The 23,953-nt window shown below is 71.7% G+C and carries 19 protein-coding genes; 10 read left to right on the top strand and 9 right to left on the bottom strand.

From position 1 onward, the window contains the following. Window positions 1-73 precede the first annotated feature (73 nt). The 10 genes from ABD327_RS30550 (at window position 74) to ABD327_RS30505 (ending at window position 10,040) form a co-directional block, all read left to right on the top strand. Window positions 74-1,447: a flavin-containing monooxygenase gene (locus tag ABD327_RS30550; RefSeq protein WP_344455607.1), complete on the top strand. Its 1,374-nt coding sequence runs from the start codon at window positions 74-76 to the stop codon at window positions 1,445-1,447. After that, window positions 1,444-2,292, top strand: coding sequence for an SDR family NAD(P)-dependent oxidoreductase (locus tag ABD327_RS30545; protein ID WP_344455605.1), 849 nt, complete (start codon window positions 1,444-1,446; stop codon window positions 2,290-2,292). Before ABD327_RS30550 ends, ABD327_RS30545 begins: the two co-directional genes overlap by 4 nt. Beyond that, on the top strand, window positions 2,289-3,620 hold the full coding sequence (locus ABD327_RS30540; RefSeq protein WP_344455603.1) for an MFS transporter: 1,332 nt from the start codon (window positions 2,289-2,291) through the stop codon (window positions 3,618-3,620). The genes ABD327_RS30545 and ABD327_RS30540 overlap by 4 nt, the downstream gene beginning before the upstream one ends. Beyond that, a complete protein-coding gene (locus ABD327_RS30535; protein ID WP_344455601.1) occupies window positions 3,617-4,333 on the top strand; it encodes a TSUP family transporter in 717 nt (238 codons plus the stop codon). Before ABD327_RS30540 ends, ABD327_RS30535 begins: the two co-directional genes overlap by 4 nt. Window positions 4,334-4,451: 118 nt before the next feature. After that, window positions 4,452-5,354: a MerR family transcriptional regulator gene (locus ABD327_RS30530; protein WP_344455599.1), complete on the top strand. Its 903-nt coding sequence runs from the start codon at window positions 4,452-4,454 to the stop codon at window positions 5,352-5,354. 189 nt (window positions 5,355-5,543) lie between these two features. Continuing rightward, a complete protein-coding gene (locus ABD327_RS30525) occupies window positions 5,544-6,764 on the top strand; it encodes an NAD(P)/FAD-dependent oxidoreductase (RefSeq protein WP_344455596.1) in 1,221 nt (406 codons plus the stop codon). Beyond that, on the top strand, window positions 6,761-7,471 hold the full coding sequence (locus ABD327_RS30520; protein WP_344455594.1) for a DUF1365 domain-containing protein: 711 nt from the start codon (window positions 6,761-6,763) through the stop codon (window positions 7,469-7,471). The genes ABD327_RS30525 and ABD327_RS30520 overlap by 4 nt, the downstream gene beginning before the upstream one ends. After that, window positions 7,468-8,712, top strand: a complete 1,245-nt coding sequence (locus tag ABD327_RS30515; protein ID WP_344455591.1) for a class I SAM-dependent methyltransferase — start codon at window positions 7,468-7,470, stop codon at window positions 8,710-8,712. The genes ABD327_RS30520 and ABD327_RS30515 overlap by 4 nt, the downstream gene beginning before the upstream one ends. After that, window positions 8,700-9,491 carry a DUF1295 domain-containing protein gene (locus tag ABD327_RS30510; protein WP_344455589.1) on the top strand — a complete coding sequence of 264 codons (792 nt, stop codon included), beginning with the start codon at window positions 8,700-8,702 and terminating at the stop codon, window positions 9,489-9,491. Before ABD327_RS30515 ends, ABD327_RS30510 begins: the two co-directional genes overlap by 13 nt. A 51-nt stretch (window positions 9,492-9,542) precedes the next feature. Further along, window positions 9,543-10,040 (top strand): flavin reductase family protein, encoded by a 498-nt coding sequence (locus ABD327_RS30505; RefSeq protein ID WP_344455587.1) that lies wholly within the window; start codon window positions 9,543-9,545, stop codon window positions 10,038-10,040. Window positions 10,041-10,064: 24 nt separating this feature from the next. Here ABD327_RS30505 and ABD327_RS30500 read toward each other — a convergent pair whose 3' ends face one another. From ABD327_RS30500 to ABD327_RS30460, 9 genes are all read right to left on the bottom strand, one after another. Beyond that, window positions 10,065-12,410 carry a SpoIIE family protein phosphatase gene (locus ABD327_RS30500; protein ID WP_344455584.1) on the bottom strand — a complete coding sequence of 782 codons (2,346 nt, stop codon included), beginning with the start codon at window positions 12,408-12,410 and terminating at the stop codon, window positions 10,065-10,067. A 4-nt stretch (window positions 12,411-12,414) separates the two neighbouring features. Then, complete coding sequence (locus tag ABD327_RS30495) at window positions 12,415-16,647, bottom strand: HAMP domain-containing protein (RefSeq protein WP_344455582.1); 4,233 nt, start codon at window positions 16,645-16,647, stop codon at window positions 12,415-12,417. Window positions 16,648-16,906: 259 nt separating this feature from the next. After that, window positions 16,907-19,297 (bottom strand): ATP-binding cassette domain-containing protein, encoded by a 2,391-nt coding sequence (locus ABD327_RS30490; RefSeq protein ID WP_344455580.1) that lies wholly within the window; start codon window positions 19,295-19,297, stop codon window positions 16,907-16,909. 94 nt (window positions 19,298-19,391) lie between these two features. Then, window positions 19,392-19,802 carry a VOC family protein gene (locus ABD327_RS30485; protein WP_344455578.1) on the bottom strand — a complete coding sequence of 137 codons (411 nt, stop codon included), beginning with the start codon at window positions 19,800-19,802 and terminating at the stop codon, window positions 19,392-19,394. A gap of 5 nt (window positions 19,803-19,807) precedes the next feature. Further along, window positions 19,808-20,254, bottom strand: a complete 447-nt coding sequence (locus ABD327_RS30480) for a helix-turn-helix transcriptional regulator (protein ID WP_344455575.1) — start codon at window positions 20,252-20,254, stop codon at window positions 19,808-19,810. Between the two features lie 95 nt (window positions 20,255-20,349). Continuing rightward, entirely contained in the window at window positions 20,350-21,270 is a 921-nt protein-coding gene (locus tag ABD327_RS30475) for a LysR family transcriptional regulator (protein WP_344455573.1), read from the bottom strand. 12 nt (window positions 21,271-21,282) lie between these two features. Beyond that, window positions 21,283-22,419, bottom strand: coding sequence for an NAD(P)/FAD-dependent oxidoreductase (locus ABD327_RS30470; RefSeq protein ID WP_344455571.1), 1,137 nt, complete (start codon window positions 22,417-22,419; stop codon window positions 21,283-21,285). Next, window positions 22,416-22,604 carry a ferredoxin gene (locus tag ABD327_RS30465; protein WP_344455569.1) on the bottom strand — a complete coding sequence of 63 codons (189 nt, stop codon included), beginning with the start codon at window positions 22,602-22,604 and terminating at the stop codon, window positions 22,416-22,418. The genes ABD327_RS30470 and ABD327_RS30465 overlap by 4 nt, the downstream gene beginning before the upstream one ends. Continuing rightward, window positions 22,601-23,782 (bottom strand): cytochrome P450, encoded by a 1,182-nt coding sequence (locus ABD327_RS30460; protein WP_344455567.1) that lies wholly within the window; start codon window positions 23,780-23,782, stop codon window positions 22,601-22,603. The genes ABD327_RS30465 and ABD327_RS30460 overlap by 4 nt, the downstream gene beginning before the upstream one ends. Window positions 23,783-23,953 lie beyond the last annotated feature (171 nt).

Raw genomic sequence — 23,953 nt, 5'->3', positions numbered from 1 at the left:
TGGTGTGAATCACAACTTCGCCCCAACCGGCTTTGGCGCTGTCCCACCCCACCCATCGAGGAGCACGAGCACCATGACCCCTCCTTGCCGTGTCGCCGTCATCGGCGCCGGAGCGGCCGGTCTCACCGCCGTCAAGGCACTGCTGGACGCGGGCGCCGAGGTCGTCGCCTACGAGAAGGGCGACCGGCCGGGCGGGCTGTGGGCGCGGGACAACGCCAGCGGTCTCTCCCCCGCCTATGCCTCCCTGCACCTCAACACCAGCAAGGGGCGCACCCAGTTCGCCGACTTTCCGATGCCCGGCGAGTGGCCGGACTACCCGTCGGCCGACCACATCGCCGGGTACCTCGCCGACTACGCCGAGAAGTTCGGGCTCACCCCGCACCTGCGCTTCCACCACACCGTCACCTCCGTCGAACGGGAGGAGGACGGCGGGTGGAAGGTGACCGCGTCCGCGCACGGGCGGGAGACCGGCGACGCCGAGCGGTACGACGCCGTCGTCGTCGCCAACGGCCACAACTGGGACCCCCGGCTGCCGGACCCCGCCTACCCCGGCGAGTTCACCGGCGAGCAGATGCACGCCCACGACTACCGCGACGCCGAGATCTTCCGGGACGAGCGGGTGCTCGTGGTCGGCATGGGCAACTCCGCCATGGACATCACCGTGGACGCCTCGTACGTGTCGCGGGGGCCCGTGCTCCTGTCCGCCCGCCACGGCGTCCACATCGTGCCCAAGTACCTCTTCGGCCGTCCCTCGGACGCCACCGGCGGCGCCTTGGCCGCCCTGCCGTGGCGGCTGCGCCAGGGCCTGGCCGAGACCATGCTCCGGGTCGCCGTCGGCACCCCCCAGAGCTACGGCCTGCCCGCGCCCCAGGGCGGGCTCTTCCAGAACCATCCGACGATCAGCGACACGATCCTGCACCGGCTCACCCACGGCGAGGTGGTCCCGCGGCCCGGCATCGAGCGCTTCGACGGGGACCGGGTCGTCTTCACCGACGGCACGTCCGACGCCGTCGACGTGATCGTCTGGGCCACCGGCTACCGGGTGAGCATCCCCTTCCTGTCCGAGCGCTGGCTGGGCGGCGACCCCGAGGAGCTCCCGCTGTACAAGCGGGTGTTCCACCTGGACGACCCGAGCCTGGTCTTCGTCGGGCTGATGCAGTCCACCGGCGCGGCGCTGCCCGTCGTGGAGGCCCAGTCGAAGCTCGCCGCCGCCTACCTGTCGGGCTCCTACGCGCTGCCCGACCCTCCGGAACGGCTGCGCTCGGTGGCCCGCGCCCTGCGGTACTCCACCGCCAGGTGGGGCCGGGACCGGCGTCCCCAGATGCGCATCGACTTCGACGACTACGTCGCCGACATACCCAAAGAGATCAAAACCGGGCGGGATAGGCTCCTGCGCGGCGAGACCCGGCCGTTCGCCCCGACCCGCGGCAAGGAGACCCCCGCGTGAACCTCCCCCTCTCCCTTCTCGACGGCGGCCACCGTGACGCACACGGTCTGCGAGTGATCGTCACGGGTGCCTCCGGCACGTTCGGGCGGGCGATCTGCACCCGCCTGAGCGGGCTCGGCGCCCACGTCATCGGCCTGGACGTGGCCCCCCGCGAGGACGACCCCGTCGAGGTCGTCGCCTGCGACCTCACCGACGACGAGCAGGTCCCCGAGGCCGTGGCCGAGGCCATCGGAAGGCTCGGCGGGCTCGACCTGCTCATCAACAACGCCGGGATCGGCGGGCCCGCCCCCGCGGAACTCCCGCCCGGGGAGGAGGTGCGCCGCCAGCTGGACATCAACCTGCTGGGCGTCTGGCGGGTGACGGCCGCGTGCGTGGACGCGCTCGTGGCATCGCGCGGCCGGGTCGTCATGCTGTCCTCCCGGATGGCGGTCATGCAGCTGCCGCTGGCGGCGGCGTACGGGGCGTCCAAGCGGGCGCTCGTGGCGTACGCGGACGCGCTGCGCATGGAGATCGGCACGCACGTCGGCGTCACCTGCGTCTACCCCTCGATGGTGCGCAGCCCGATCCACGACTCCACCGCCTCGGCGGGCCTCTCGCTGGAGGGCATGAGCCGCTACGAGCCGCTGGAGGGCGTCGTGGACGCGGTACTGCGGGCGGCCCTCAGCCGCCGGGTCCACCGCGACCTGCCGACCACGCCCCGCGGGTCCGTCGAGTTCTTCCTCGCCCGCCACCTGCCCTCGGTGACCGACCGGATCATCTCCCGGACGCTCGCCGAACGCGTCCGCTCCGGGGCGTTCAAGGGCGTCGAGCTGGCCGCCGGAGTCGTCAGAAGGTTCGGGGCGTGAGCGTCGGGACCGAGGCCGCCCCCCGGACCGGCGACCTCGTCAAGTACTCCACCGGCTCCCTGGGCATGGGGGTGTGGGTCACCGTCCCCGGGCTGCTCCTGCTGTACTTCCTCACCCACACGCTCGGCGTCTCCCCCTTCCTCGCCGGCCTGGTCCTGCTGCTGCCCAAGATCATCGACGCCGTCGTGCACCCGTTGCTCGGCACGCTGTCGGACCGGCAGGCGCGGCGGTCGGGGAACCGGCGCGGCATGCTCCGCTGGGGGCTGCTGCTGGCCGTGGCGATGACCGCGATGTTCACCGTCCCGGCCGGGTTCTCCGGAACGGCGGCCGCCCTGTGGGTCGGCGCCTGGTACATCGCCGGGAACCTGCTCTTCGCGTGCTTCCAGGTGCCCTACCTGACCACCCCGTCCGACCTGAAGATCGGCTACCACGAGCGCACCCGGGTGTTCATGTTCCGGATGCTCTTCCTCACCCTGGGCCTGCTCGGGGCGGGCGTCGTCGCACCGGCCATGGTCTCGGCGGGCGGGCGCGGCGACTACGTCAAGATGGCGCTGGTGCTGTCCGCCGGCATGGCCGTCACCGGGTTCGTCGCGCTGAAGGGCGTGCGCGACCTGACCACGCGGTGCGGGTTCCGCGCGCCCGACGCGCGCGACCACTCGTTCCTGGACGACATCAAGGTCGCCTGGCGGGACCGCGAATTCCGGACGCTGGTGCTGTCGTACCTGTTCACCGGCACCACCACGCACCTCTTCCTCGCCGCGGTGCCCTTCTACACCGAGTACGTCTTCGAGAACAGCGGGCTCACCGCGGCGTTCATGGGAGCCTTCCTGGGCCCCGCGCTGATCGCCGGACCCGTCTGGCAGCGGATCTCCCGCCGGATCGGCAAGCAGCGCGGGCTGCTGATCTCCCAGGGGATCTTCATCGCGGGCTCGCTGGCGCTGCTGGCGGGCGAGCGGCTCGGGGTCGCCGCCACCGTCGTCGTCATCGTGGCGCTCGGCTCGGCGTTCGCCGGGCTGCAGCTCTTCGCCTTCTCGATGGTGCCCGACGCGGTGGCCGCCGCCGAAGCGCAGGGCTCCTCCCGCGCCGGCGCCTACACCGGGGTGTGGACGGCGACCGAAGCGACCGGCACGGCCATCGGCCCCTACGTCTACTCGGCGGTCCTGGCCTTCGGCGGCTTCGTCTCCACCACGGACGGGCAGGACGTGGCGCAGGCGGACTCCGCGCTCACGGCGCTGGTCTTCGGCTTCACCCTGGTCCCCGCCGTCCTCATGGCCGTCGCGATCCTCTTCCAGCGCCGCTATTCCCTGGACGGATCCGCACTCCGGTGATCCAGGAAGTCCTCACCGGCACGCAGATCCTCGCGCTCGCCGGGATCTGGCTCGGCGCCACCGTCCAGGCCGCCACGGGCATGGGCTTCTCCCTGGCGGCCGCCCCCGTCCTCGTCCTCCATCTGGGCCCCCGCGACGGCGTCGCCGTCACCCTGGCGCTGGCGGTGCTCGCGTCGGTGGTCCCGCTCCTGCGCGACGGCCGCCACGCCCGGCCCGCCGACGTGTCCCGCCTGCTCGTGCCGACGCTGCTGTGCACCCCGCTCATCGCCCTGCTGGTCCGCGGCGCCGACACCCGCTGGCTGGCTCTGGCGTCCGGCATCGGCATCGTCGTCGCCGTGGGCATCCTGGCCCGCGGCGTGCGATGGGCCTGGCTGGCCCGCCCGGCGGGGGCCGTGGCCGCCGGCGCCACCAGCGCCCTGCTCAACGTCGTCGGCGGGGTCGGCGGCCCTCCGATCGGCATCTACGCCGCCAACTCCGGTTGGGCCGCCCGGACCGGCCGCGCCAACCTCTCGCTCTTCTTCCTCCTCCAGAACCTCGTGACGGCCCTGGCCCTGGGCCTCGTCCTCCCCGGCCTCCCCGAACTGGCGGCCCTCGCCGGAGGCACCGTCTGCGGGGCCCTCCTCACCTCCCGGATGCCCGCCCGCACCCTGCGCGCCATCGTCCTCGGGGTCTCCTTCGCCGGGGGCGTGGGCCTCCTCGCCGGCGCCCTGTGACTTCCGCCCTCCGGGCCGTCTTCCGGCGGGTCGGGGCTCCGGCGTGCCGGTCCGTCCTCCCGTTCGGCCAAGATAGGAGGGGCCGAGCGTACCGGACGTCTTGCTGGGGGTGATTTCCGTGGAGGCACCGGGGCTGAGCGTCGGCGCGGTGGCGCGGAGGCTGGGGGTGTCCGCCTCCACCCTGCGCACCTGGGACCGGCGGTACGGGATCGGGCCCAGCCGGCGCAGCGAGGGTTCCCACCGGCGGTACGACCCCTCCGACGTCCAGCGGCTCGAGGTGATGAACCGGCTGATCATGCAGGGGGCTCCTCCCGGAGAGGCCGCGCGGGTGGCGCTCGGTGAGGAGGGTGTGCGCGAGCGGGCCCCCCGGGCGCACGGGGCGGGGGGCAACCGGCTGGCGCTGAGCACCGTTCCGGACCGGACGCGCGGGCTGGCACGGGCGGTCATGGCGCTGAACGGGCCGGTGGTCACCGAGACGGTGCGCGAGGCCGTGGCGCGGGACGGGGTGATTCCCGCCTGGGAGGAGCTGATCGCCCCGGTGCTGCGCGGCATCGGCGAGCGTTACGCCGCGACGGGCGAGGCGGTCGAGATCGAGCACTTCCTGTCCGGGACGGCGCTGGCGGCCCTGGCCGAGGTGAGGCCGCCCTCCCCGGGAGCGGAGACCCGGCCGGTGCTCCTGGCCTGCGCGCCCGAGGAGCAGCACAGCCTGCCCGCGTACGCGCTGGGCGCGGCCCTGGCCGAGCGGGGGATCGCGAGCAGGATGCTGGGGGCCCGGGTGCCGGAGAGGGCCCTGAGGGACGCGGTGGAGAAGATCGGCCCCGGCGCGGTGTTCCTGTGGTCGCAGATGGCGCACACGGGGGACGTGGGCGTGCTGGAGCGAATCCCCGGAGGGCGTCCGGCGCTGCGCGTGATCATCGGCGGTCCTGGCTGGGAAAGGCCCCTCCCCGAGGGCGTCCGGTTCGTGGAGTCGCTCCGGGAGGCGCTGGAGGCCGTGGCCGAGGCCCTGGGAGTACCGGACTGACCTGATCCGGTCGACCGTCCGATGTGAGGCACCCGCTCGCGGGTGCCTTTTCTCGTTTGCCCTCCGTCCGGTGAGGAGTTCACCGGTTTTTTGACTTCCGGACTTGGATCGACCTAACCTGGGGGCTATGAACAAGTTTTGAATAGATTTCGTCCCCGAAGCCTCTGACCCAGGGAGACAGAACCCTTCATGAGATACGCGGTGATCGGCGGCGGCGTCTCAGGCCTGACCGCCGCCTACGTCTTGCGCAACCTGGGCCACCTGACGCTCTTCGAGGCCGACGACCGGCTCGGCGGGCACGCCCACACCCACGACCTCGAAGTGCCGGTCGACAGCGGGTTCATCGTGCACAACGAGCGCACCTACCCCACGCTGACCCGGCTGTTCGGGGAGCTGGGCGTGCGCACGCAGGACGCCGAGATGAGCCTGTCGGTGTCCTGCGGGGGCTGCGGGCTGGAGTACGCGGGAGCCCGCGGGCCCCGCGGGCTCTTCGCCGGGCGGAACGCCTCCCCCCGCTACCTGCGGCTGCTCTCCCAGGTCCCCCGCTTCCACCACCGGGCGAAGGCCCTGCTGGCGACGGAGGAGGGGAACCCCACCGTCGGGGAGTTCCTGGACTCGGGCCTCTTCACCCCCTACTTCATCCGGCACTTCGCGACGCCGCTGATCGCGTCCGTGTGGTCGTGCTCCCCCGAGACCGCCCTGGACCACCCGGCCCGGCACCTGTTCGCGTTCCTCGCCAACCACGGGATGCTCTCGATCTCGGGCTCCCCCCGCTGGAAGACCGTGACGGGCGGCTCCAGCACCTACGTGACGCGCCTGGCCGAACGGCTTCCCCTGACCAGGACGGGCACGCCCGTCCGCGCGGTGATCCGGCACGACGACGGCGTCGACGTCGTCGACGACGCCGGGATCCGCCACTCCTTCGACGCCGCGGTCATCGCCACCCACGCCGACCAGGCCCTCGCCCTGCTCCCCGACCCCAGCGAGGCCGAGAAGCGGGTGCTCGACGCCTTCACCTACTCCCGCAACGAGACGGTCCTGCACCGGGACGAGAGCCTCCTGCCCAGGGCGGGCGGAGCGCGGGCCTCATGGAACTACGTGATGGACGCCTGCGACACGACCGCCGACGAAGTCCGCGTCACCTACGACATGAACCGGCTCCAGAGCCTTCCCGGGCCTGAGCGCTACCTCGTCACCCTCAACGGCCCGGTCGACGAGGAGCACGTGCGCGCCCGCATGGTCTACGAGCACCCGATCTTCACGAACGAGTCCGTGGCGGCGCAGAAGGAGCTGCCTTCGCTGTCGACGTCGCGGCTGGCCTTCGCCGGCGCCTACCACGGATGGGGCTTCCACGAGGACGGCTGCCGCTCCGGCGTGGACGCGGCACGCGCGCTCGGGGTCCGCTGGTGACCGTGCCGGCGATCTACCGGTGCGACATCGGGCACATCCGCACCTCGCCCGTCCGGAACGCGTTCCGGCACCGGACCTACCTGTGGCTCGTGGACCTGGACGACCTTCCCTCCCGGGGGCCGTTCGCGATGTTCTCCTCCGCGGACCACTGCGGGGACCCCTCGCTCGGCCTGCGGGAGAACGTCGAGGCGTTCCTCTCCGAGAACGGGATCGCCCGACCGGCCCGAATCCTCATGCTGTGCCACGCCCGCGTCTTCGGGCACGTCTTCAACCCCCTGACCGTCTACTGGTGCCGGGACGCGGAGGGGAGCCTCCTCTGCACGGTCGCGGAGGTCCACAACACCTACGGCGGACGCCACCGCTACCTGCTGCGCACCGGGCCGGGAGGCGAGGCCGAGACCGCCAAGGACTTCTACGTCTCGCCGTTCCTGCCGGTCGCAGGCCTCTACCGGCTGAGCCTGCCCGAACCCGGCGCCCGCCTCGACCTCTCGGTCTCCCTCGAGCCTCCCGGCGCCCCCGCCTTCACCGCCGAGGTGCGCGGGGAGCGCCGCTCCGCCGCGTGGCCGGGCGTCCTCGCCGCCTTCCTCCGCCATCCGTTCGCCCCGCTGGCCGGATCCGCCCGGATCCGGATCGAGGGCGTCCGGCTCTTCCTGCGCGGGGTGCCCCTCGTCCCGCGCCTCTCGCCCCCTCCAAGGAGAACCCCATGACCATGATCGCCGAAACGGCGGAGACGGGCCGGTGGCCGGCCCTGGAATCGGTCCCGCAGACGCCGCTGCGGTCCCGGGCGGCGCGGAGCCTGTTCCTGCGCGCGGTCCGCGACCTGCCGATCCGGGTGGAGTGCTCGGACGGGGTCGTCGCCGGACGGGGCGGCCCCGTCCTGCGCGTCCTCCGGCCCGAGGCGTTCTTCGCCCGGCTGGGGCGCGACGGGCTGATCGGGTTCGGCGAGTCGTACATGGCGGGCGAGTGGGAGGCCGACGACCTCGTCCGGGTGCTCACGGTCTTCGCCTCGCGCATGGACTCCCTGGTTCCGCGGTCGGTGCGGTGGCTGCGCCCGGTGGCGGTGCCCAGGCGCGGCCCGGGCGAGGACGGGACCCCGGACAACGCCCGGCGCAACGTGAGCAGCCACTACGACCTGTCCAACGACCTGTTCTCCCTCTTCCTCGACGAGACGCTCAGCTATTCCTCAGCCCTGTTCCCCGAGCGCGAAGGCCGCCCTCTCGTCACCGACCTCGCCTCCGCCCAGCGCCGGAAGATCGATCGGCTGCTCGACCTCGCCGGGGTCGGGGCGGGCACCCGGCTGCTGGAGATCGGGACGGGCTGGGGCGAACTGGCGATCCGCGCCGCCCGGCGCGGCGCGGACGTGCGGACGATCACCCTCTCGGCCGAGCAGCGCTCCCTGGCGCTGGAACGGGCCGCCGGGGTCTCCGGCCGGATCAGGATCGACCTGTGCGACTACCGCGAGGTCGACGGCGAGTACGACGCGATCGTCAGCGTGGAGATGATCGAGGCGGTCGGCCACCGGCACTGGGGCGCCTACTGCCGGGCCCTGGACCGGGTGCTCGCCCCCGGCGGGAAGGTCGCCCTGCAGGCCATCACCATGCCGCACGACCGGATGCTCGCCTCCAGGAACTCCTGGACGTGGGTGCAGAAGTACGTCTTCCCCGGCGGCCTGATCCCCTCCCGGCCCGCGCTCGAGGAGGCTCTGGCCACCACCTCCCTGCGCATCCGAAACGACCTGCGCTTCGGCGCCCACTACGCCGAGACCCTCCGTATCTGGCGGCAGACGTTCGAGGCGCGCGGTCTCCAGGTGCGGAAACTGGGGTTCGACGCGACCTTCCGCCGGATGTGGGACCTGTACCTGGCCTACTCGGAGGCGGGATTCCGGTCCGGTTACCTGGACGTCCGCCAGTTCCTGCTGACGAGGGAGGAGACGCCGTGCTCTGGGTGAACCTGGCCGTCAGCGTCCTGGTCGTGGCGCTCCTGATCGGGGCGACCTTCGCGAGGGGCGTCAAGCGCGACGTCCACAGCCTCATCGACATCACCTGGGGCCTGCTCTTCGCCGCGGTCGCCGTGGTGAGCCTGGTCCTGTCCGAGAGCCACGGCGATCCGGTCCGCCGCTGGACCGTCGCCGCGCTGACCGTGGTGTGGGGCGGCCGGCTCGCCTTCCACCTGGGCCGCCGCAACCGGGGCGCGCCCGAGGACCCCCGCTACACCGAGCTCCTGGCGAACGCCCCGTCAAGCCGGGCCCGGTACGCGCTGAGGCGCGTCTACCTGCCCCAGGGGCTGTCGGCCCTTCTGGTCTCGCTCCCCGTCCAGGTCGCGATGTACCAGGACTCCCCGCCCGGGTTCTTCTTCTGGCTCGGCGCGGCGGTGTGGGCCGCGGGGTTCGCCTTCGAGGCCGTCGGGGACCGCCAGCTGGCGGCCTTCAAGGCGGACCCGGCCAACCGGGGCCGCATCCTGGACACCGGGCTGTGGCGCTACACACGGCACCCGAACTACTTCGGCGACTCCCTGCTCTGGTGGGGGCTGTTCCTCACGGCCTGCGACGAGCCCCTCGGCCTCCTCACCGTCGTTTCCCCGCTCGCCATGACGTGGTTCCTCGTCAACGTGACCGGCCAGCGGCTCCTGGACGCGCGGATGGCGGCCGACCGGCCCGGCTACCGCGAGTACATGGCCAGGACCAGCGGATTCATCCCCCTACCCCCGAAAAGCCCTTCTCGCCGGTAAACGTGACGATCCCGTCAGTGAATCGCCGCCGGGACCGGGCATAGCCCGAACATGGGTGATGAGCAGCCGATTCACGAGTTCACAGCCGGATTCGACGGACCGATGGCGGTGGTGACGGCGCAGGCCCGAGGAGAGCGCTCCGGATGCCTGGTGGGCTTCTGGACGCAGTGCAGCATCGATCCGGTGCGCTTCCTCGTCTGCCTGTCCAAGGCCAACCACACGTTCCGCGTGGCGGCGGAAGCCGAACTCCTGGGCCTCCACGTGCTCGAGCGGGGAGACCCCTCGCAGCTCGCCCTGGCCAGGCTGTTCGGTGAGGAGACCGGCGACGAGACCGACAAGTTCGCGCGATGCGCGTGGACGGAGGAATCGGGCGGGGTCCCCCTGCTCACGGACGTCCACCGGCGCATGGCGGGCCGGGTCCTGGACCGCGTCGACCTCGGAGACCACGTCGGCCACCTGCTGGAGCCCGTCCGGGTGGAGGCGGACGGGCGCGGCGAGCCCCTCGGGCTGACCGGCGTGCTCCACCTGAACGCCGGGCACCCCGCCTGACGGATCAGGGCGGCGAAGGAGGCGTCATCCCTTGACCTCCAGGGCGACCACGCAGGTGTCGTCTTCGGTGTCGGACGCCCCATGCCGCAGCAGGTCGTCCAGTTGCGGGTCGAGCTCCGAGTCGCGGGCCGCCGCGATCGACAGGAGGTGGTGGAGCGCCTCCTCGACCGAGCTGTCGCGGCGCTCGATGAGGCCGTCGGTGTACAGCAGGATGCGGTCGCCCGGGACCAGCGGGACGACGCCCTCGCTGAACTCCAGGTCCGGCAGGACGCCCAGGACCACGCCGTCGACCTCGGGCAGCGGCTCGGCCTTCCCGTCGCGCAGCAGGATCGGGAGCGGGTGGCCCGCCCTGGCCCAGCGCAGCAGGCCGTCCTCGGGGTCGAAGACGCCGCAGACCGCGGTGGCCGTGACGTTGTCGGTCAGATGGACGGTGACGTTGTTCAGCCAGTACAGCAGCTGGCCCGGGCCCGCGCCGGTCGCCGACAGGCCGCGCAGCGCGTTGCGCAGCACCACCATGTCGGTGGCCGACTGGATGCCGTGGCCCGCCACGTCCCCGATCGAGACCAGGACCTTGCCGTTCGGCAGCGTCAGCACGTCGTACCAGTCGCCCCCGACGAGCGCCTGGTTGCCCGCGGGCCGGTAGCGCACGCCGACCCGCAGCTGCGGGGTCTCCAGCGGCCGCTGGCTCGGCGGCATGATCGCGTGCTGGAGGCGGAGCGTGAGCCTGGCCTGCTCGGCCGCCTGCTCCTGGGTGTGGCTGAGCTCGTCCCGGGTGGCCTCCAGGGCGATCTCCGTCCAGTGCTGGGAGGAGACGTCCTGGTAGGCGCCACGGATCGCGACGGGCCTGACCCCGCCGTCCAGGACGGGCTCGGCCGAGATCCGCATGTGCCGGTAGGAGCCGTCCTGACGCTGGAGCCGGAACGCCGCCGCCGCCGGATGCCCGTGGTCCAGGAGCGCGCGCAGGAACGAACTGACCGCCGCGGCGTCGTCCGGGTGGGCGCGGGCGGGCAGCTCCGCCAGCGAGAGCGGACCGGACTCGGGCGCCAGCCCGTGCAGCTCGAACAGGTGGTCGTTCCAGATGATCTCGCCGGTGACGAGGTTCTCCTCGAACCCGCCGATCCTGCCCAGCCGCTGGGCGTGCTGGAGCAGCTCGGCGAGCCGGGTGGACTCATCGTGCATCCGCCACATCACCAGCAGGTCCCCGCCCTGGCGCAGGACACTGTAGGTGGCGGGTCCCGAGAACGTCAGGTCCTCCACGCGCACGATCACGTGGTCGCCGACCTGCCGCAGGGAGTCCCCCGTGGCGTACACGTAGACGAGCCGCTCGAACAATCCGCCGGCCCGCGCCGACATCGGGTAGCTCTCCAGGAACCGGGTGCCGACGATGGCGGAGCGGGGACGCCCGGCCATGTCCGTGAACGGCGGGTTCAGATGGTGGATGACGAAGTCGACGACCTCGTCCTCTGCCACCACGGGCTTCAGCACCATGGCCGAGTCCAGCACCGCGTCCGCGAACTCCGCCAGCGGGGAGACCTCCTCGGGCTCGGTCTCCGGCCGGTGGTCCAGGGTGTAGGCGCACAGCTCGGCGAGGGACTCCAGCTGGCGGTGCACCGCGGGGGGCTGGTGCTCCAGCGGGCGCGGCCAGCAGATCTCCAGCACGCCCAGCAGCCTGCCGCCGGTGCCCGCGGGCACCGCGACCCGGCTGCCGCGCGGCAGTTCGGCCTGGCCGATCGACGGCGGGTGCCGCCGCTCGCCGAGCAGCCACACCGGCCGCCGGTCGGTGAGCGCCTGGCGGGCGAGGGTCGTGACGGCCGGCGGGACGTGCCGCCAGCGCCGCGCCTCCGCCGGGGTGAACCCGGCGGACCCCGCGAGCCGCAGCGAACCGTCCGCGTCGGCGGCCCACACCGCCACGGCGCTCGCCTCCAGCGGCGCCAGCGCGTACTCCAGCAGCGAGACCGCCATCGACTGGGTGTCGTCGGCGGCCAGCGCCGCGTTCTCGGCCGCCTTCAGCCGGTCCTCGGACGCGGCCTCCTCGGCGGCCTCCTCGGTCTGGGCGAGGAAGGCCCGGGTGACGGCCGAGAGCTCGTTCTCGGCCGCCTGCCCCACGATGTCCGCCGCGATCTCCAGCGGAGTGCCCCCGGCGCGCCGGGCGAGCTCCTCCAGCTGCTGGTGCGCGGCGGCCAGGCCGCAGTCGAGCCGGTCGGCCAGAACCCCGGCGGCCAGCTCGATGAGAGCCCTGCCGCCGGCGGAGTTCTGCGCCTCCCGCACCTCGCGGCGCAGCCGTTCGACGGTCGCCGCGAGCCTTCCGACCGCCTCGTCGACGGGCGGGCGGCCCAGGTCCGGCCGCACGGCGGGAACGTTCGCGGTCATCGGCTCACCGGTCCAGGAGGCGCTGGATGGAGGAGATGAGGACGTCGGCGTCCACCGGCTTGGTCACGTAGTCGCTGGCCCCCGCCGCGAGGCTCTTCTCCCGGTCGCCCTGCATCGCCTTCGCGGTGACGGCGATGATCGGGAGTTCGGCGTGGCGCGGCATGTTCCGGATCGCGGTCGTCGCCGCGTACCCGTCCATCTCCGGCATCATCACGTCCATCAGCACGAGGTCGATCTCGTCGTGCGCCTGGAGGGTCTCGATGCCCGAACGGCCGTTGTCGGCGTGCAGGACCCGGATGCCGTGCAGCTCCAGCATCCCGGTCAGCGCGAAGACGTTGCGGGCGTCGTCGTCGACGACCAGGATCGTCCGCCCGGCCAGGCTTCCGTCGTCGGCCGGCAGCGTGGGCTGCTCGTGCTCGGCGGACAGCAGCGGCAGGACGTCGCCGGGGACCGCGGCGGTGAGGTGCAGCGCGACGCGCTCGCGCAGCTCGTCCAGGCTCGGCAGCACCTCCAGCGGACGGCTGCGCGCGTGCTCCCGCAGGGCCCGTTCGCTCTCCGGGTCGAGCCGGCGGTTGTTGTGCACCAGCACCGGGACCCCCGCCAGCGCGCTGTCGCCGTCGAACGCCTCCAGCAGGCGCAGCGCCTCCCCGCCGGGCATGTCCAGCCCGAGCACCACGCAGTGGCAGGGCTCGGCCGCCAGCAGCGACGCCGCCTGGGCTCCGCTGACCGCCGTGAGGACCCGGACCCCGCCCAGGTCGCGGCCCGCCAGCTCGGCGACCGCGCTCTCCGCGACGAGGGTCAGCAGGCCGCGCGGCTGCTCCTCCACCACCAGCAGTCGGCGGACCGGCTGGTCGAGCCCGTCGGGCCCCTGGTCGTCGGACGGGGCCGCGGCCGACAGGCTCAGCACCGCCGGCCTCCGCGTCTCCTGCACCGCGGGCGCCGACTCGAGGCCGACCGCGGCGACCGGCAGGTACAGCGTGAACGTGCTGCCCTTGCCGGGAACGCTCTGCGCGGTGATCGCGCCGCGCAGCAGGTAGGCGATCTCCCTGCTGATCGACAGGCCGAGGCCGGTGCCGCCGTACTTGCGGCTGGTCGTGCCGTCCGCCTGCTGGAACGCGCCGAAGATCGACTCCAGCTGGTGCTCGGGGATGCCGATGCCGGTGTCGGTGACGCGGAAGGCGACGACGGGGACGCCCCGCTCCATGTCCGGGGGCAGCTCCTTGTCCGCCGCCGGCTCGATCCGCAGCTCCACGCTGCCCGACTCGGTGAACTTCACCGCGTTCGACAGCAGGTTGCCCAGCACCTGGCGCAGGCGGGCGTCGTCGGTGACGATCTCCTCCGGCACGCCCGGGGCGCTGGTGACCCCGAAGTCGAGGTTCTTCTGCACCACCAGCGGGCGGAACGTGGCCTCGACGTAGTCGGCGACCCGGCCCAGCGAGACCCGCTCGATGTTGACGTCCATCTTGCCCGCCTCGACCTTCGACAGGTCGAGGATGTCGTTGATCAGCTGGAGCAGGTCCGAGCCGGCCGAGTGGATGACGCCCGCGTACTCCACCTGCTTGGGGGTGAGGTTGCGGGTCGGGTTCTGGGCGAGCAGCTGGGCCAGGATGAGCAGGCTGTTGAGCGGGGTGCGCAGCTCGTGGCTCATGTTCGCCAGGAACTCCGACTTGTACTTCGAGGCCAGCGCCAGCTGCTGGGCGCGGGCCTCCAGCTCCTGCCGGGCCTGCTCGATCTCCAGGTTCTTGGTCTCGATGTCGCGGTTCTGGCTGGCCAGCAGCGCCGCCTTCTCCTCCAGCTCCGCGTTCGAGCGCTGCAGCTCCTCCTGGCGGATCTGCAGCTCGTGCGAGCGGGCCTGGAGCTCGGCGGTGAGCCGCTGGGACTCCCCGAGCAGCTCGTCGGTGCGGGCGTTGGCGACGATGGTGTTGACGTTGAAGCCGATCGCGCCCGTCAGCTGCTCGAGGAAGGTGCGCTGCACGTCGGTGAACCGGTGCAGCGAGGCCAGCTCGATGACGCCGAGGACCTGGTCCTCGACGGTGATCGGCAGCACGATCAGGTTGACCGGGGCTGCGCCGCCGAGCGCCGAGGAGATCAGGTACCCGGAGGGCACGTCGTCCACGGCGATGATGCGGCGTCCGCGCGCGGCCTGGCCCACCAGGGACTGGCCGAACCTCAGCGTCCTGGGCGCGCCCGGCTCGCCGGCCAGCCCGTAGGAGGCGATGAGGCGCAGCTCGGGCTCGTCCGCCGTCTCCTCGGCGAGGTAGAACGCGCCGTACTGGGCGGAGACGAGCGGCACCAGCTCGTCCATGATCAGGTCCGCGACGACGGGGAGGTCGCGGCGGCCCTGCATCAGCCCGGAGACCGCGGCGAGGTTGGTCTTGAGCCAGTCCTGCTCCCGGTTGGCGCGGGTCGTCTCGCGCAGGGAGCGGACCATCGAGTTGATGTTGTCCTTCAGCTCCGAGACCTCGCCCGACGCCTCCACGGTGATGGAGCGGGTGAGGTCGCCCTGGGTCACGGCGCTGGTGACCTCGGCGATCGCGCGGACCTGGCGGGTGAGGTTCCCGGCGAGCTCGTTGACGTTCTCCGTCAGCCGCTTCCAGGTGCCGGACACGCCCTCGACCTCGGCCTGACCGCCGAGGCGGCCCTCCGAGCCCACCTCGCGGGCCACGCGGGTGACCTCCGCGGCGAAGGAGGAGAGCTGGTCGACCATCGTGTTGATGGTCGTCTTCAGCTCGAGGATCTCGCCCCGCGCGTCGACGTCGATCTTGCGGGTGAGGTCGCCCTGGGCGACCGCGGTGGTCACCTGGGCGATGTTGCGGACCTGGTTGGTCAGGTTGTTCGCCATCGAGTTGACGTTGTCGGTGAGGTCCTTCCAGGTCCCCGCGACGTTCGGCACCCTGGCCTGGCCGCCGAGGTTGCCCTCGGTGCCCACCTCGCGCGCCACCCGCGTCACCTCGTCGGCGAAGACCGAGAGGGTGTCGACCATCGTGTTGATGGCGCCGGCGAGCGCGGCGACCTCGCCCTCCGCCTCGATGGTGATCTTCTGCGACAGGTCGCCCTTGGCGACGGCCGTCGCGACCTGCGCGATGGAGCGCACCTGGCCGGTCAGGTTCGAGGCCATGACGTTGACGTTGTCGGTGAGGTCCTTCCAGGTGCCCGAGACGCCCCGGACCCTGGCCTGGCCGCCGAGGTTGCCCTCGGTGCCCACCTCGCGCGCCACCCGCGTCACCTCGTCGGCGAACGCGCCCAGCTGGTCGACCATCGTGTTGATGGTCTCCTTCAGCTCGAGGATCTCGCCCCGCGCGTCGACCGTGATCTTCTGGGTGAGGTCGCCCCTGGCGACCGCGGTGGTCACCTGGGCGATGGACCGCACCTGGTCGGTGAGGTTGTCGGCCATGACGTTGACGGACTCCGTCAGCGCCTTCCAGGTGCCCGAGACGTCCTTGACGTCGGCCTGGCCGCCGAGCCGCCCCTCGCTGCCCACCTCGCGGGCCACCCGCGTCACCTCGTCGGCGAACGCGGAGAGCTGGTCGACCATCGTGTTGACGGTGTTCTTCAGCTCGAGGATCTCGCCCTTGGCGTCGACGTTGATCTTCTGGGTCAGGTCGCCCTTGGCCACCGCGGTGGTCACCTGAGCGATGTTGCGGACCTGGTCGGTGAGGTTCCCTGCCATGAAGTTCACCGAATCGGTCAGGTCGCGCCACGTGCCGCCCACACCCGGCACCTGCGCCTGACCGCCCAGGCGGCCCTCGCTGCCCACCTCGCGGGCCACCCGCGTCACCTCGTCGGCGAACGACGACAGCTGGTCCACCATCGTGTTGACGGTGTTCTTCAGCTCGAGGATCTCGCCCCGCGCGTCGACCGTGATCTTCTGGGTGAGGTCGCCCTCGGCGACCGCGGTGGTCACCTGCGCGATGGACCGCACCTGCGTGGTGAGGTTGCCCGCCATCGCGTTGACCGAGTCGGTGAGGTCCGCCCAGGTGCCGGACACCCCCGGAACCTCGGCCTGCCCGCCGAGCCGCCCTTCGGTGCCGACCTCGCGCGCCACCCGCGTCACCTCGGAGGTGAACAGCGACAGCTGGTCGACCATCCCGTTGAAGACGAGCGCGATCTCTCCGAGCAGCCCGTCGCCGTCGTCGGGAAGCTGGGTGCCGAAGTCCCCGTCCCGCACCGCCGTCAGCCCCGCGAGCAGCTGCCGCAGCTCCGTCTCCGCGACTCCTGCCACGCTGGTGGTGCTCATACGGTGCCTGCTGCTGTCATCACTGAATTCCGTCTCCGCTCAGTCCCCGAAAGAAGCCCTTGGCGGCATCTCCTTCCTGAGCCGTCCTCAGCTTAAGGGAGGTGTTCTTCCTCCGGATCCGGATGTCCGTCTGGGAAACTTTTTCCGATCTGATCAGCATTTGGACAATTAATTGAGGTGTAGTACCACCACCACGGTTCGTCCCTCCGGGGCCTCGCCCGCCCGTGATGCCTGTCACGAGGCCCCGCGGGAGGCTCGGTCAGGCGCCGACGTAGGCCGCGAGGTGCTCGCCGGTGAGGGTGGAGCGGGCGGCGACGAGCTCGGCGGGGGTGCCCTCGAAGACGACGCGGCCGCCGTCCTGGCCGGCGCCGGGACCGAGGTCGATGATCCAGTCGGCGTGGGCCATGACCGCCTGGTGGTGCTCGATGACGATGACGGTCTTGCCGGAGTCGACGAGCCGGTCGAGGAGGCCGAGCAGCTGCTCGACGTCGGCGAGGTGCAGGCCGGTGGTCGGCTCGTCGAGGATGTAGACGCCGCCCTCCTCGGCCATGTGGACGGCGAGCTTGAGCCGCTGCCGCTCGCCGCCGGACAGCGTGGTGAGCGGCTGGCCGATGGTGAGGTAGCCGAGCCCGACGTCGGCGAGCCGGCCGAGGACGCGGTGCGCGGCCGGGATGCGCGCCTCGCCGTCGCCGAAGAACTCCTCGGCCTCGGTCACCGACATCGCGAGCACCTCGCTGATGTCCCGGCCGCCGAGGCGATACTCCAGCACCGACGCGTCGAACCGCCTGCCCTCGCACCCCTCGCAGGCGGTCGCGACGCCGGCCATCATCCCCAGGTCGGTGTAGATGACCCCTGCGCCGTTGCACTCGGGGCAGGCTCCCTCGGAGTTGGCGCTGAACAGCGCCGGCTTCACGCCGTTGGCCTTCGCGAACGCCTTGCGGATCGGGTCGAGCAGCCCGGTGTACGTCGCCGGGTTACTCCGCCGCGAACCCTTGATCGGCGCCTGGTCGACCGCCACCACCCCGTCACGGGCCGCCACCGAGCCGTGGATCAGCGAGCTCTTGCCGGAGCCCGCCACGCCGGTGACGACGGTGAGGACGCCGAGGGGGACGTCGACGTCGACGTCGCTCAGGTTGTGCCGGTTCGCGCCGCGGATCTCGAGGGCCCCCGTCGGCTTCCGGACCTCCTCCTTGAGGGAGGCGCGGTCGTCGAGGTGACGGCCGGTGAGCGTACCGCTGGCCCGCAGCCCCTCCAGGGTCCCCTCGAACACCACCTGGCCGCCTGCGGCGCCGGCGCGCGGGCCGAGGTCGACGACGTGGTCGGCGATCGCGATCGCCTCCGGCTTGTGCTCGACGACGAGCACGGTGTTGCCCTTGTCGCGCAGCCGCAGCAGCAGGTCGTTCATCCGCTGGATGTCGTGCGGGTGCAGCCCGATCGTCGGCTCGTCGAAGATGTAGGTGGTGTCGGTGAGCGCCGACCCGAGGTGGCGGATCATCTTGACGCGCTGCGCCTCGCCGCCCGACAGCGTGCCCGCCGGGCGGTCCAGCGACAGGTAGCCCAGCCCGATCTCCACGAACGAGTCCAGGGTGTGCCCGAGCGAGTTCAGCAGCGGCGCCACCGACGGCTCGTCCAGGCCGCGCACCCACCCGGCCAGGTCCCTGATCTCCATCGCGCAGGCGTCGGCGATGGAGATCTCCCCGATCTTCGACGAACGGGCCTCCGCGCTGAGCCGGGTGCCGTCGCACACCGGGCAGGTCGTGAACGTCACCGCGCGCTCCACGAACGCCCGGATGTGCGGCTGCAGCGCCTCCTTGTCCTTGGACAGGAACGACTTCTGGATCTTCGGGATGAGGCCTTCGTAGGTGAGGTTCACTCCTTCGATCTTCACCTTGGTCGGCTCGCGGTACAGGAAGTCCTGCATCTCCTTTTCGGTGTACTCGCGAATTGGCTTGTTCGGATCGACGAAGCCCGATTCGGCGTAGACGCGCACCGTCCAGAAGCTGTCGGACTTCCAGCCGGGGATCGTGAACGCGCCCTCGGCGAGCGACTTGGAGTCGTCGTACAGCTCGGCGAGGTCGATGTCGGAGACCGAGCCGCGGCCCTCGCAGCGCTGGCACATGCCGCCGAGGCGGTTGAAGGTCGCCTTCTCGGTCTTGCGGGCGCCGCGCTCGACCGTGATCGCGCCGCTCGCCCGCACCGAGGCGGTGTTGAAGGAGAACGCGCTGGGCGGGCCGATGTGCGGCCGCCCGAGCCGGCTGAACAGGATGCGCAGCATCGCGTTGGCGTCCGTGACGGTGCCGACCGTGGAGCGCGGGTCGGCGCCCATCCGCTGCTGGTCGACGACGATCGCGGTCGTCAGCCCTTCGAGGACGTCGACCTCGGGCCGCGACAACGTCGGCATGAAACCCTGGACGAACGCGCTGTAGGTCTCGTTGATCAGCCGCTGCGACTCCGCGGCGATCGTGCTGAACACCAGCGAGCTCTTACCCGACCCGGACACACCCGTGAACACCGTCAGCCGGCGCTTCGGGATCTCGACGCTGACGTCCTTGAGGTTGTTCACGCGCGCGCCGTGCACGCGGATCAGATCGTGACCGTCGGCGGCGTGCGGTGCGGACGGCAGCGGATCCGTCCTGTTGTCCATGCTCATGGTGTCTCCATCTGTCAGGTGGGGGCGGTCTCCGCCGACGTCGTACGCGGGTTCCTTCACCGCGCCGTACGGGCGGCTGCGGGCTCCGGAAGGCTCAGCGCAGTTCCTGGATGCGGATGAGGTTGCCCGCGGGGTCGCGGAAGGCGCAGTCACGGATGCCGTACGGCTGTTCGGTCGGCTCCTGGACCACTTCGGTTTCGCCGGCCTGCAACCGCTCGAAGGCGCTGTCGAGGTCCGTGGTGGCGAGGTTGACGCTGGCGTAAGTGCCCTTGGCCATCATCTCGGTGATGACGCGGCGCTCCTCCTCGGTGACGCCGGGGTCCGCGGCGGGCGGCGTCAGAACGATGGACGTGCCGGGCTGGCCGACGGGGCCGACCGTGATCCAGCGCATACCGCCGTATCCGACGTCGTTGCGGACCTCGAAGCCGAGGGCGTCGCGGTAGAAGGCCAGGGACGCGGCCGGGTCGTTGTGCGGGAGGAAGGTCTGGTGAATGGTGATTTCCATGACGGTCAAGCTAGTTGCGGCTCGCCCGCCGGCGCTTCTCGATTCCTGACCGGTCTCGTCACCTGCTTGGCCACGCACGGCGGCATCCCCTCCGTCGCCTCCGCCCCACGCCGGTAGGCACTCGGCGACATACCGACCAGCTCGGTGAAGCGGGTACTGAAGGTGCCCAGCGACGAGCAGCCGACCTCGAAACAGACCTCGGTGACACTGAGATCACCACGACGCAGCAACGTCATCGCCCGCTCGATACGCCGCGTCATCAGGTACGAGTACGGCGACTCGCCGTAGGCCAGCCGAAACTGGCGGCTGAGATGCCCGGCCGACATGTTCACGCCACGCGCGAGCGCCTCGACGTCCAGTGGCTGCGCGTACTCCCGGTCGATCCGGTCGCGGACACGGCGCAGCCGCGCGAGGTCCCGCAAACGCTGTTCTGCAGTGGGTCTGCTGGTCACCTTCGAAATCTTATGCCGCGCCAGAGACAGAACGCCTGACCCCGCCGGCACGGCAGCGCCTCGCTCGCGGCCCCGCGAGCCCGCGCCGAGGCGCGTCAGGGCCTCGCCGCGTCGAACAGGAGCTGGCGCAGCCAGGCGATGAAGTAGTGGTCGCCCAGATGCGGGTTCCACACCATGTCGATGCCCAGCCCCGGGAGCGGGAACGGGAACTCCTCGATCCGCAGGTCGACGAGCGTCCGCATCTCGGCGGCGACCCGGTGGCGGAGGAGGGCGACGCCGCCGGCGCGTCCGACCAGGTAGGGGACGAGCAGGAAGTCGGAGATCAGCAGGCCGACGCGGTAGGCGACCTCCTTCTCGTCGAGCACCGAGTACGGGAAGACCCGCCGTTCGGTGTCGACGACGATGTGCGGCTGCGTGACCAGCAGGTCGAGCGGGCTCGCCTCCGGTGGCGTGTCCGCGGCGGCCACCACCACGATGCGGTCGTCGTACAGGCGCTCCCGCGGGTACGGCGACGTGAACGCCTCGGAGATCAGCACGACGTCGACACCGTGCTCCGTGAAGGTGTCGTCGGTCGGCACGGTGATGGTGCGCACGCGGAGGGTCGTGTTCGGGGCTCGTTCGGCGAGGAGTCGCATCAGCCGCGCCGCGAGGACGAAGGCCGTGCTGGTGGTCATCGCGACGGTGATGACACGGCGATCCGTCTCCGGATCGAAGCCCGGGAAATCGACCACGTCCGCGGCCTGCTGGAGCGTCGCCCGCAACGGCCCGATCAGCTCGAGCGCGCGCGGGGTCAGCGTGGTGCTGTTCCCCTGCCGGACGAGGAGGTCGTCGTTCAGGAGACGCCGCATGCGGCCCAGCGCGTGGCTCATCGCCGACTGCGTCAGGCCGACGCGCTCGGCCGCCTTCGTCACCGAGCGCTCCTCCAGGATCGCGAGGAGGGGCACCAGCAGGTTGAGGTTGACCGCGGCCAGCCGGTCCAGCCTGGAACCCGCCGTACCCTCTCCGTCGTCGCTCATCGCGACGGAACCCTACACGGCTTCCCTGCTCAGGCGGCGCAGGCGCGGAATCGGGATCCGGTAGTTCAGCGCCACGGCCGTTCCGGAACCTTCGCCGCGCGGCCAGCGCATCAGCGCCGGACCACCGTATCCACCCTCGACGTACTCCGGCTCCCCTTCCAGCGGAAGATGGCCGACGGCCTTGAGGCCGAGCCCGAACTGCTCGGTCCAGAAGTACGGCTGGAACTGAAGCGGTGGCGTGTCCTCCCCCCGGACGAGGGCGGCCGCGGCCGTCTTCGCCTGCTCGATCGCGCTGCTCCACAGCGGGACGCGGCGCAGGCCGTAGGGCGTCGGGAACGCCGCCAGGTCGCCGACGGCCGCGATGTCGGGGCGCGCCAGTCCGCGCGAGTCGACCCGGACGACGCTCCGGTCTGCCAGGCCCGTGCCCGCGAGCCACTCCGTGTTGGGGACGTCGCCGACGGCGGACACCACCAGTTCGGCCTCGACGACGGTGCCGCGGTCCAGGACGACGCGGGTTTCTCCCGCGTGCTCCTCGACCCGCGCGGATCCCGTCTCGACGATGGTGAGCCCGCGCTCCAGTGCCGCCTTGACGAAGACGCCGGACAGGTGCGGGCCCAGCTGCTGGATCAGCGGCACGCCCCGGGAGACGAGGGTGACCTTGCAGCCCGCGTTCAGGCAGCCCGACGCGATCTCCATGCCGAGCGCGCCCCCGCCGACCACGACGACCGACGGCCGCCCGGCGAGCCGCTCACGCAGGGCGAACGCCTCGTCGAGGCCGCGCAGGGTGAACTCCCCGGGAGCATCGGACAACCGCCGCGCACGGGATCCGGTGGCGAGGACGACGCGGTCGTAGGGGAGCTCCGTGCCATCGTCGAGTTCGACGAGCCGGCGGTCGACGTCGAGTCCGGTCGCGCGTACGCCCAGGAGTTCGCTGGCTCCGTGGGTGGTCGGCGCGAGCTCGTGGGACGACATGTCGTCGCCGTCGAGCAGCAGCGCCTTCGACAGGGCCGGACGGCTGTACGCCGCGTGCGTCTCGTCGCCGACGATGGTGAGCTCGCCGTCGAAGCCGGCGCCGCGGAGCGTGTCGGCCGCCGTGAGGCCCGCGATGCCGTTCCCGACGACGACGACCCGCTGGATCGGCGCGCTCATGCGACGCGCAGGGCCGCGACCGGGCAGACCCGGACGGCGGCGTTGGCCGCAGCGGCGACGGCGTCGCCGATCTCCTCGCGGTCGAGGACCAGCTCGCCGTCGTCGTCCAGGTGCATCAGGCCGGGCGCGGCCTCCTCGCACAACCCGTGCCCCTCACAGCGCGGACGGTCCAAAATGATCTTCATGTCGGCGTCACCTCCAGGACGGGCAGTTCTTCGATGCTGCGGGTGATGTTGCCGGGAACCCGTACCTCCGGGCCGGCGACCAGGCGGTCGACGCGGCGGGCCAGCGCGCCGATGACGGCGTGCCCCTCGAGGCGGGCCAGTCCCTGTCCGGCGCAGCCGTGCGGGCCGTACCCGAAGGAGAGGTGGTCGACCGGGTTGCGCTCGACCAGGAACTCGTCGGGGCTCTCGTAGTGGCGGGGGTCCCTGTTGCCGGCGCCGAGCAGGATCGCGACCTTCGCGCCCCGCGGGACCAGGACGCCGTCGATCTCCACGTCCCGGGTGGCGCGACGTCCCCAGACGTGGATCGGCGACCAGTAGCGGAGCACCTCGTTGAACGCGGCCGGCGCCAGCGCCGGGTTCTCCCGGACCAGCGCGAGCTGGCCGGGATGCCCCGCGAACAGGGCGACGACGTTGCCGATGGCGGCGATCGTGGTGTCGACGCCGGCTCCGAGGTACTGGTGGATGATGTGGCCCGCCGAGCCGGCCGGGATCTCGCCGCGCGCCTCGGCCTCGAAGATCCCCCGGCCGACGGAACCCGGCGCCAGGTCCTCGGCCGTCACGGTCGAGCACCAGCCGTACAGCTCCCCGGCGATCGGGAAGTTCTCCGCGGTGCGCTGGTTCATCGGCCCGATGACCTGCATCGCGGCCTGGCCCCAGCGCAGCATGTTGTCGCGGACGTCGCCGGTGAACCCGATGAGGTCCGCGACGACCTCGAGCGGCAGCGCCCGGGCCAGCTCGTCGATGGCCTCGAACGCCCCCTTGCCGACCAGCTCCTCCACGAGGGCGTCGGCCTTGGCGTCGATGCCGCCCTTGAGCCCGCGGAGCGCACGCGGCGACAGGTTCGCCGTCAGCGCCGCCCGCAGCCGCGTGTGGACCGGCGGGTCCGAGGCCAGGGACGTGCCGGCCAGCGCCTCGTTGACCATCGGGTTGAACCCGATCGCCCCGTCGGAGGAGAACGTCTCCCAGTCGGCCAGCGCGTTGCGGATGACGTCATACCGCGTCAACGCGTAAACGCCGTTCGCCGGAAGGCGCACGACACTCCCCAGGTCGCGCAGCGCCGTGTACGAGGGGTACGGGTCGACGAGCACCTTGTCGTCGAACAGGTCGACATCGGAGACGGGGGGAACAGAGTCGGTCATCAGCTCACCTCGGGTCGGTAATGCGGTCAACCCATTGAAGTGACTGCACTCACATCAAGCAAACACATGTATTGCATGACCCAACATGCACACGGTGCATACACAGCTCAGTCGCCGCCCGCCGCCGCAGAGCCCTGATCACCCGGTCGGTCACCCGCCCCAACGCAAAAG

It is taken from the genome of Actinocorallia aurantiaca (genome assembly GCF_039533685.1).
Lineage (GTDB): Bacteria > Actinomycetota > Actinomycetes > Streptosporangiales > Streptosporangiaceae > Actinocorallia > Actinocorallia aurantiaca.
This window is presented reverse-complemented; position numbering and strand designations above follow the sequence as displayed.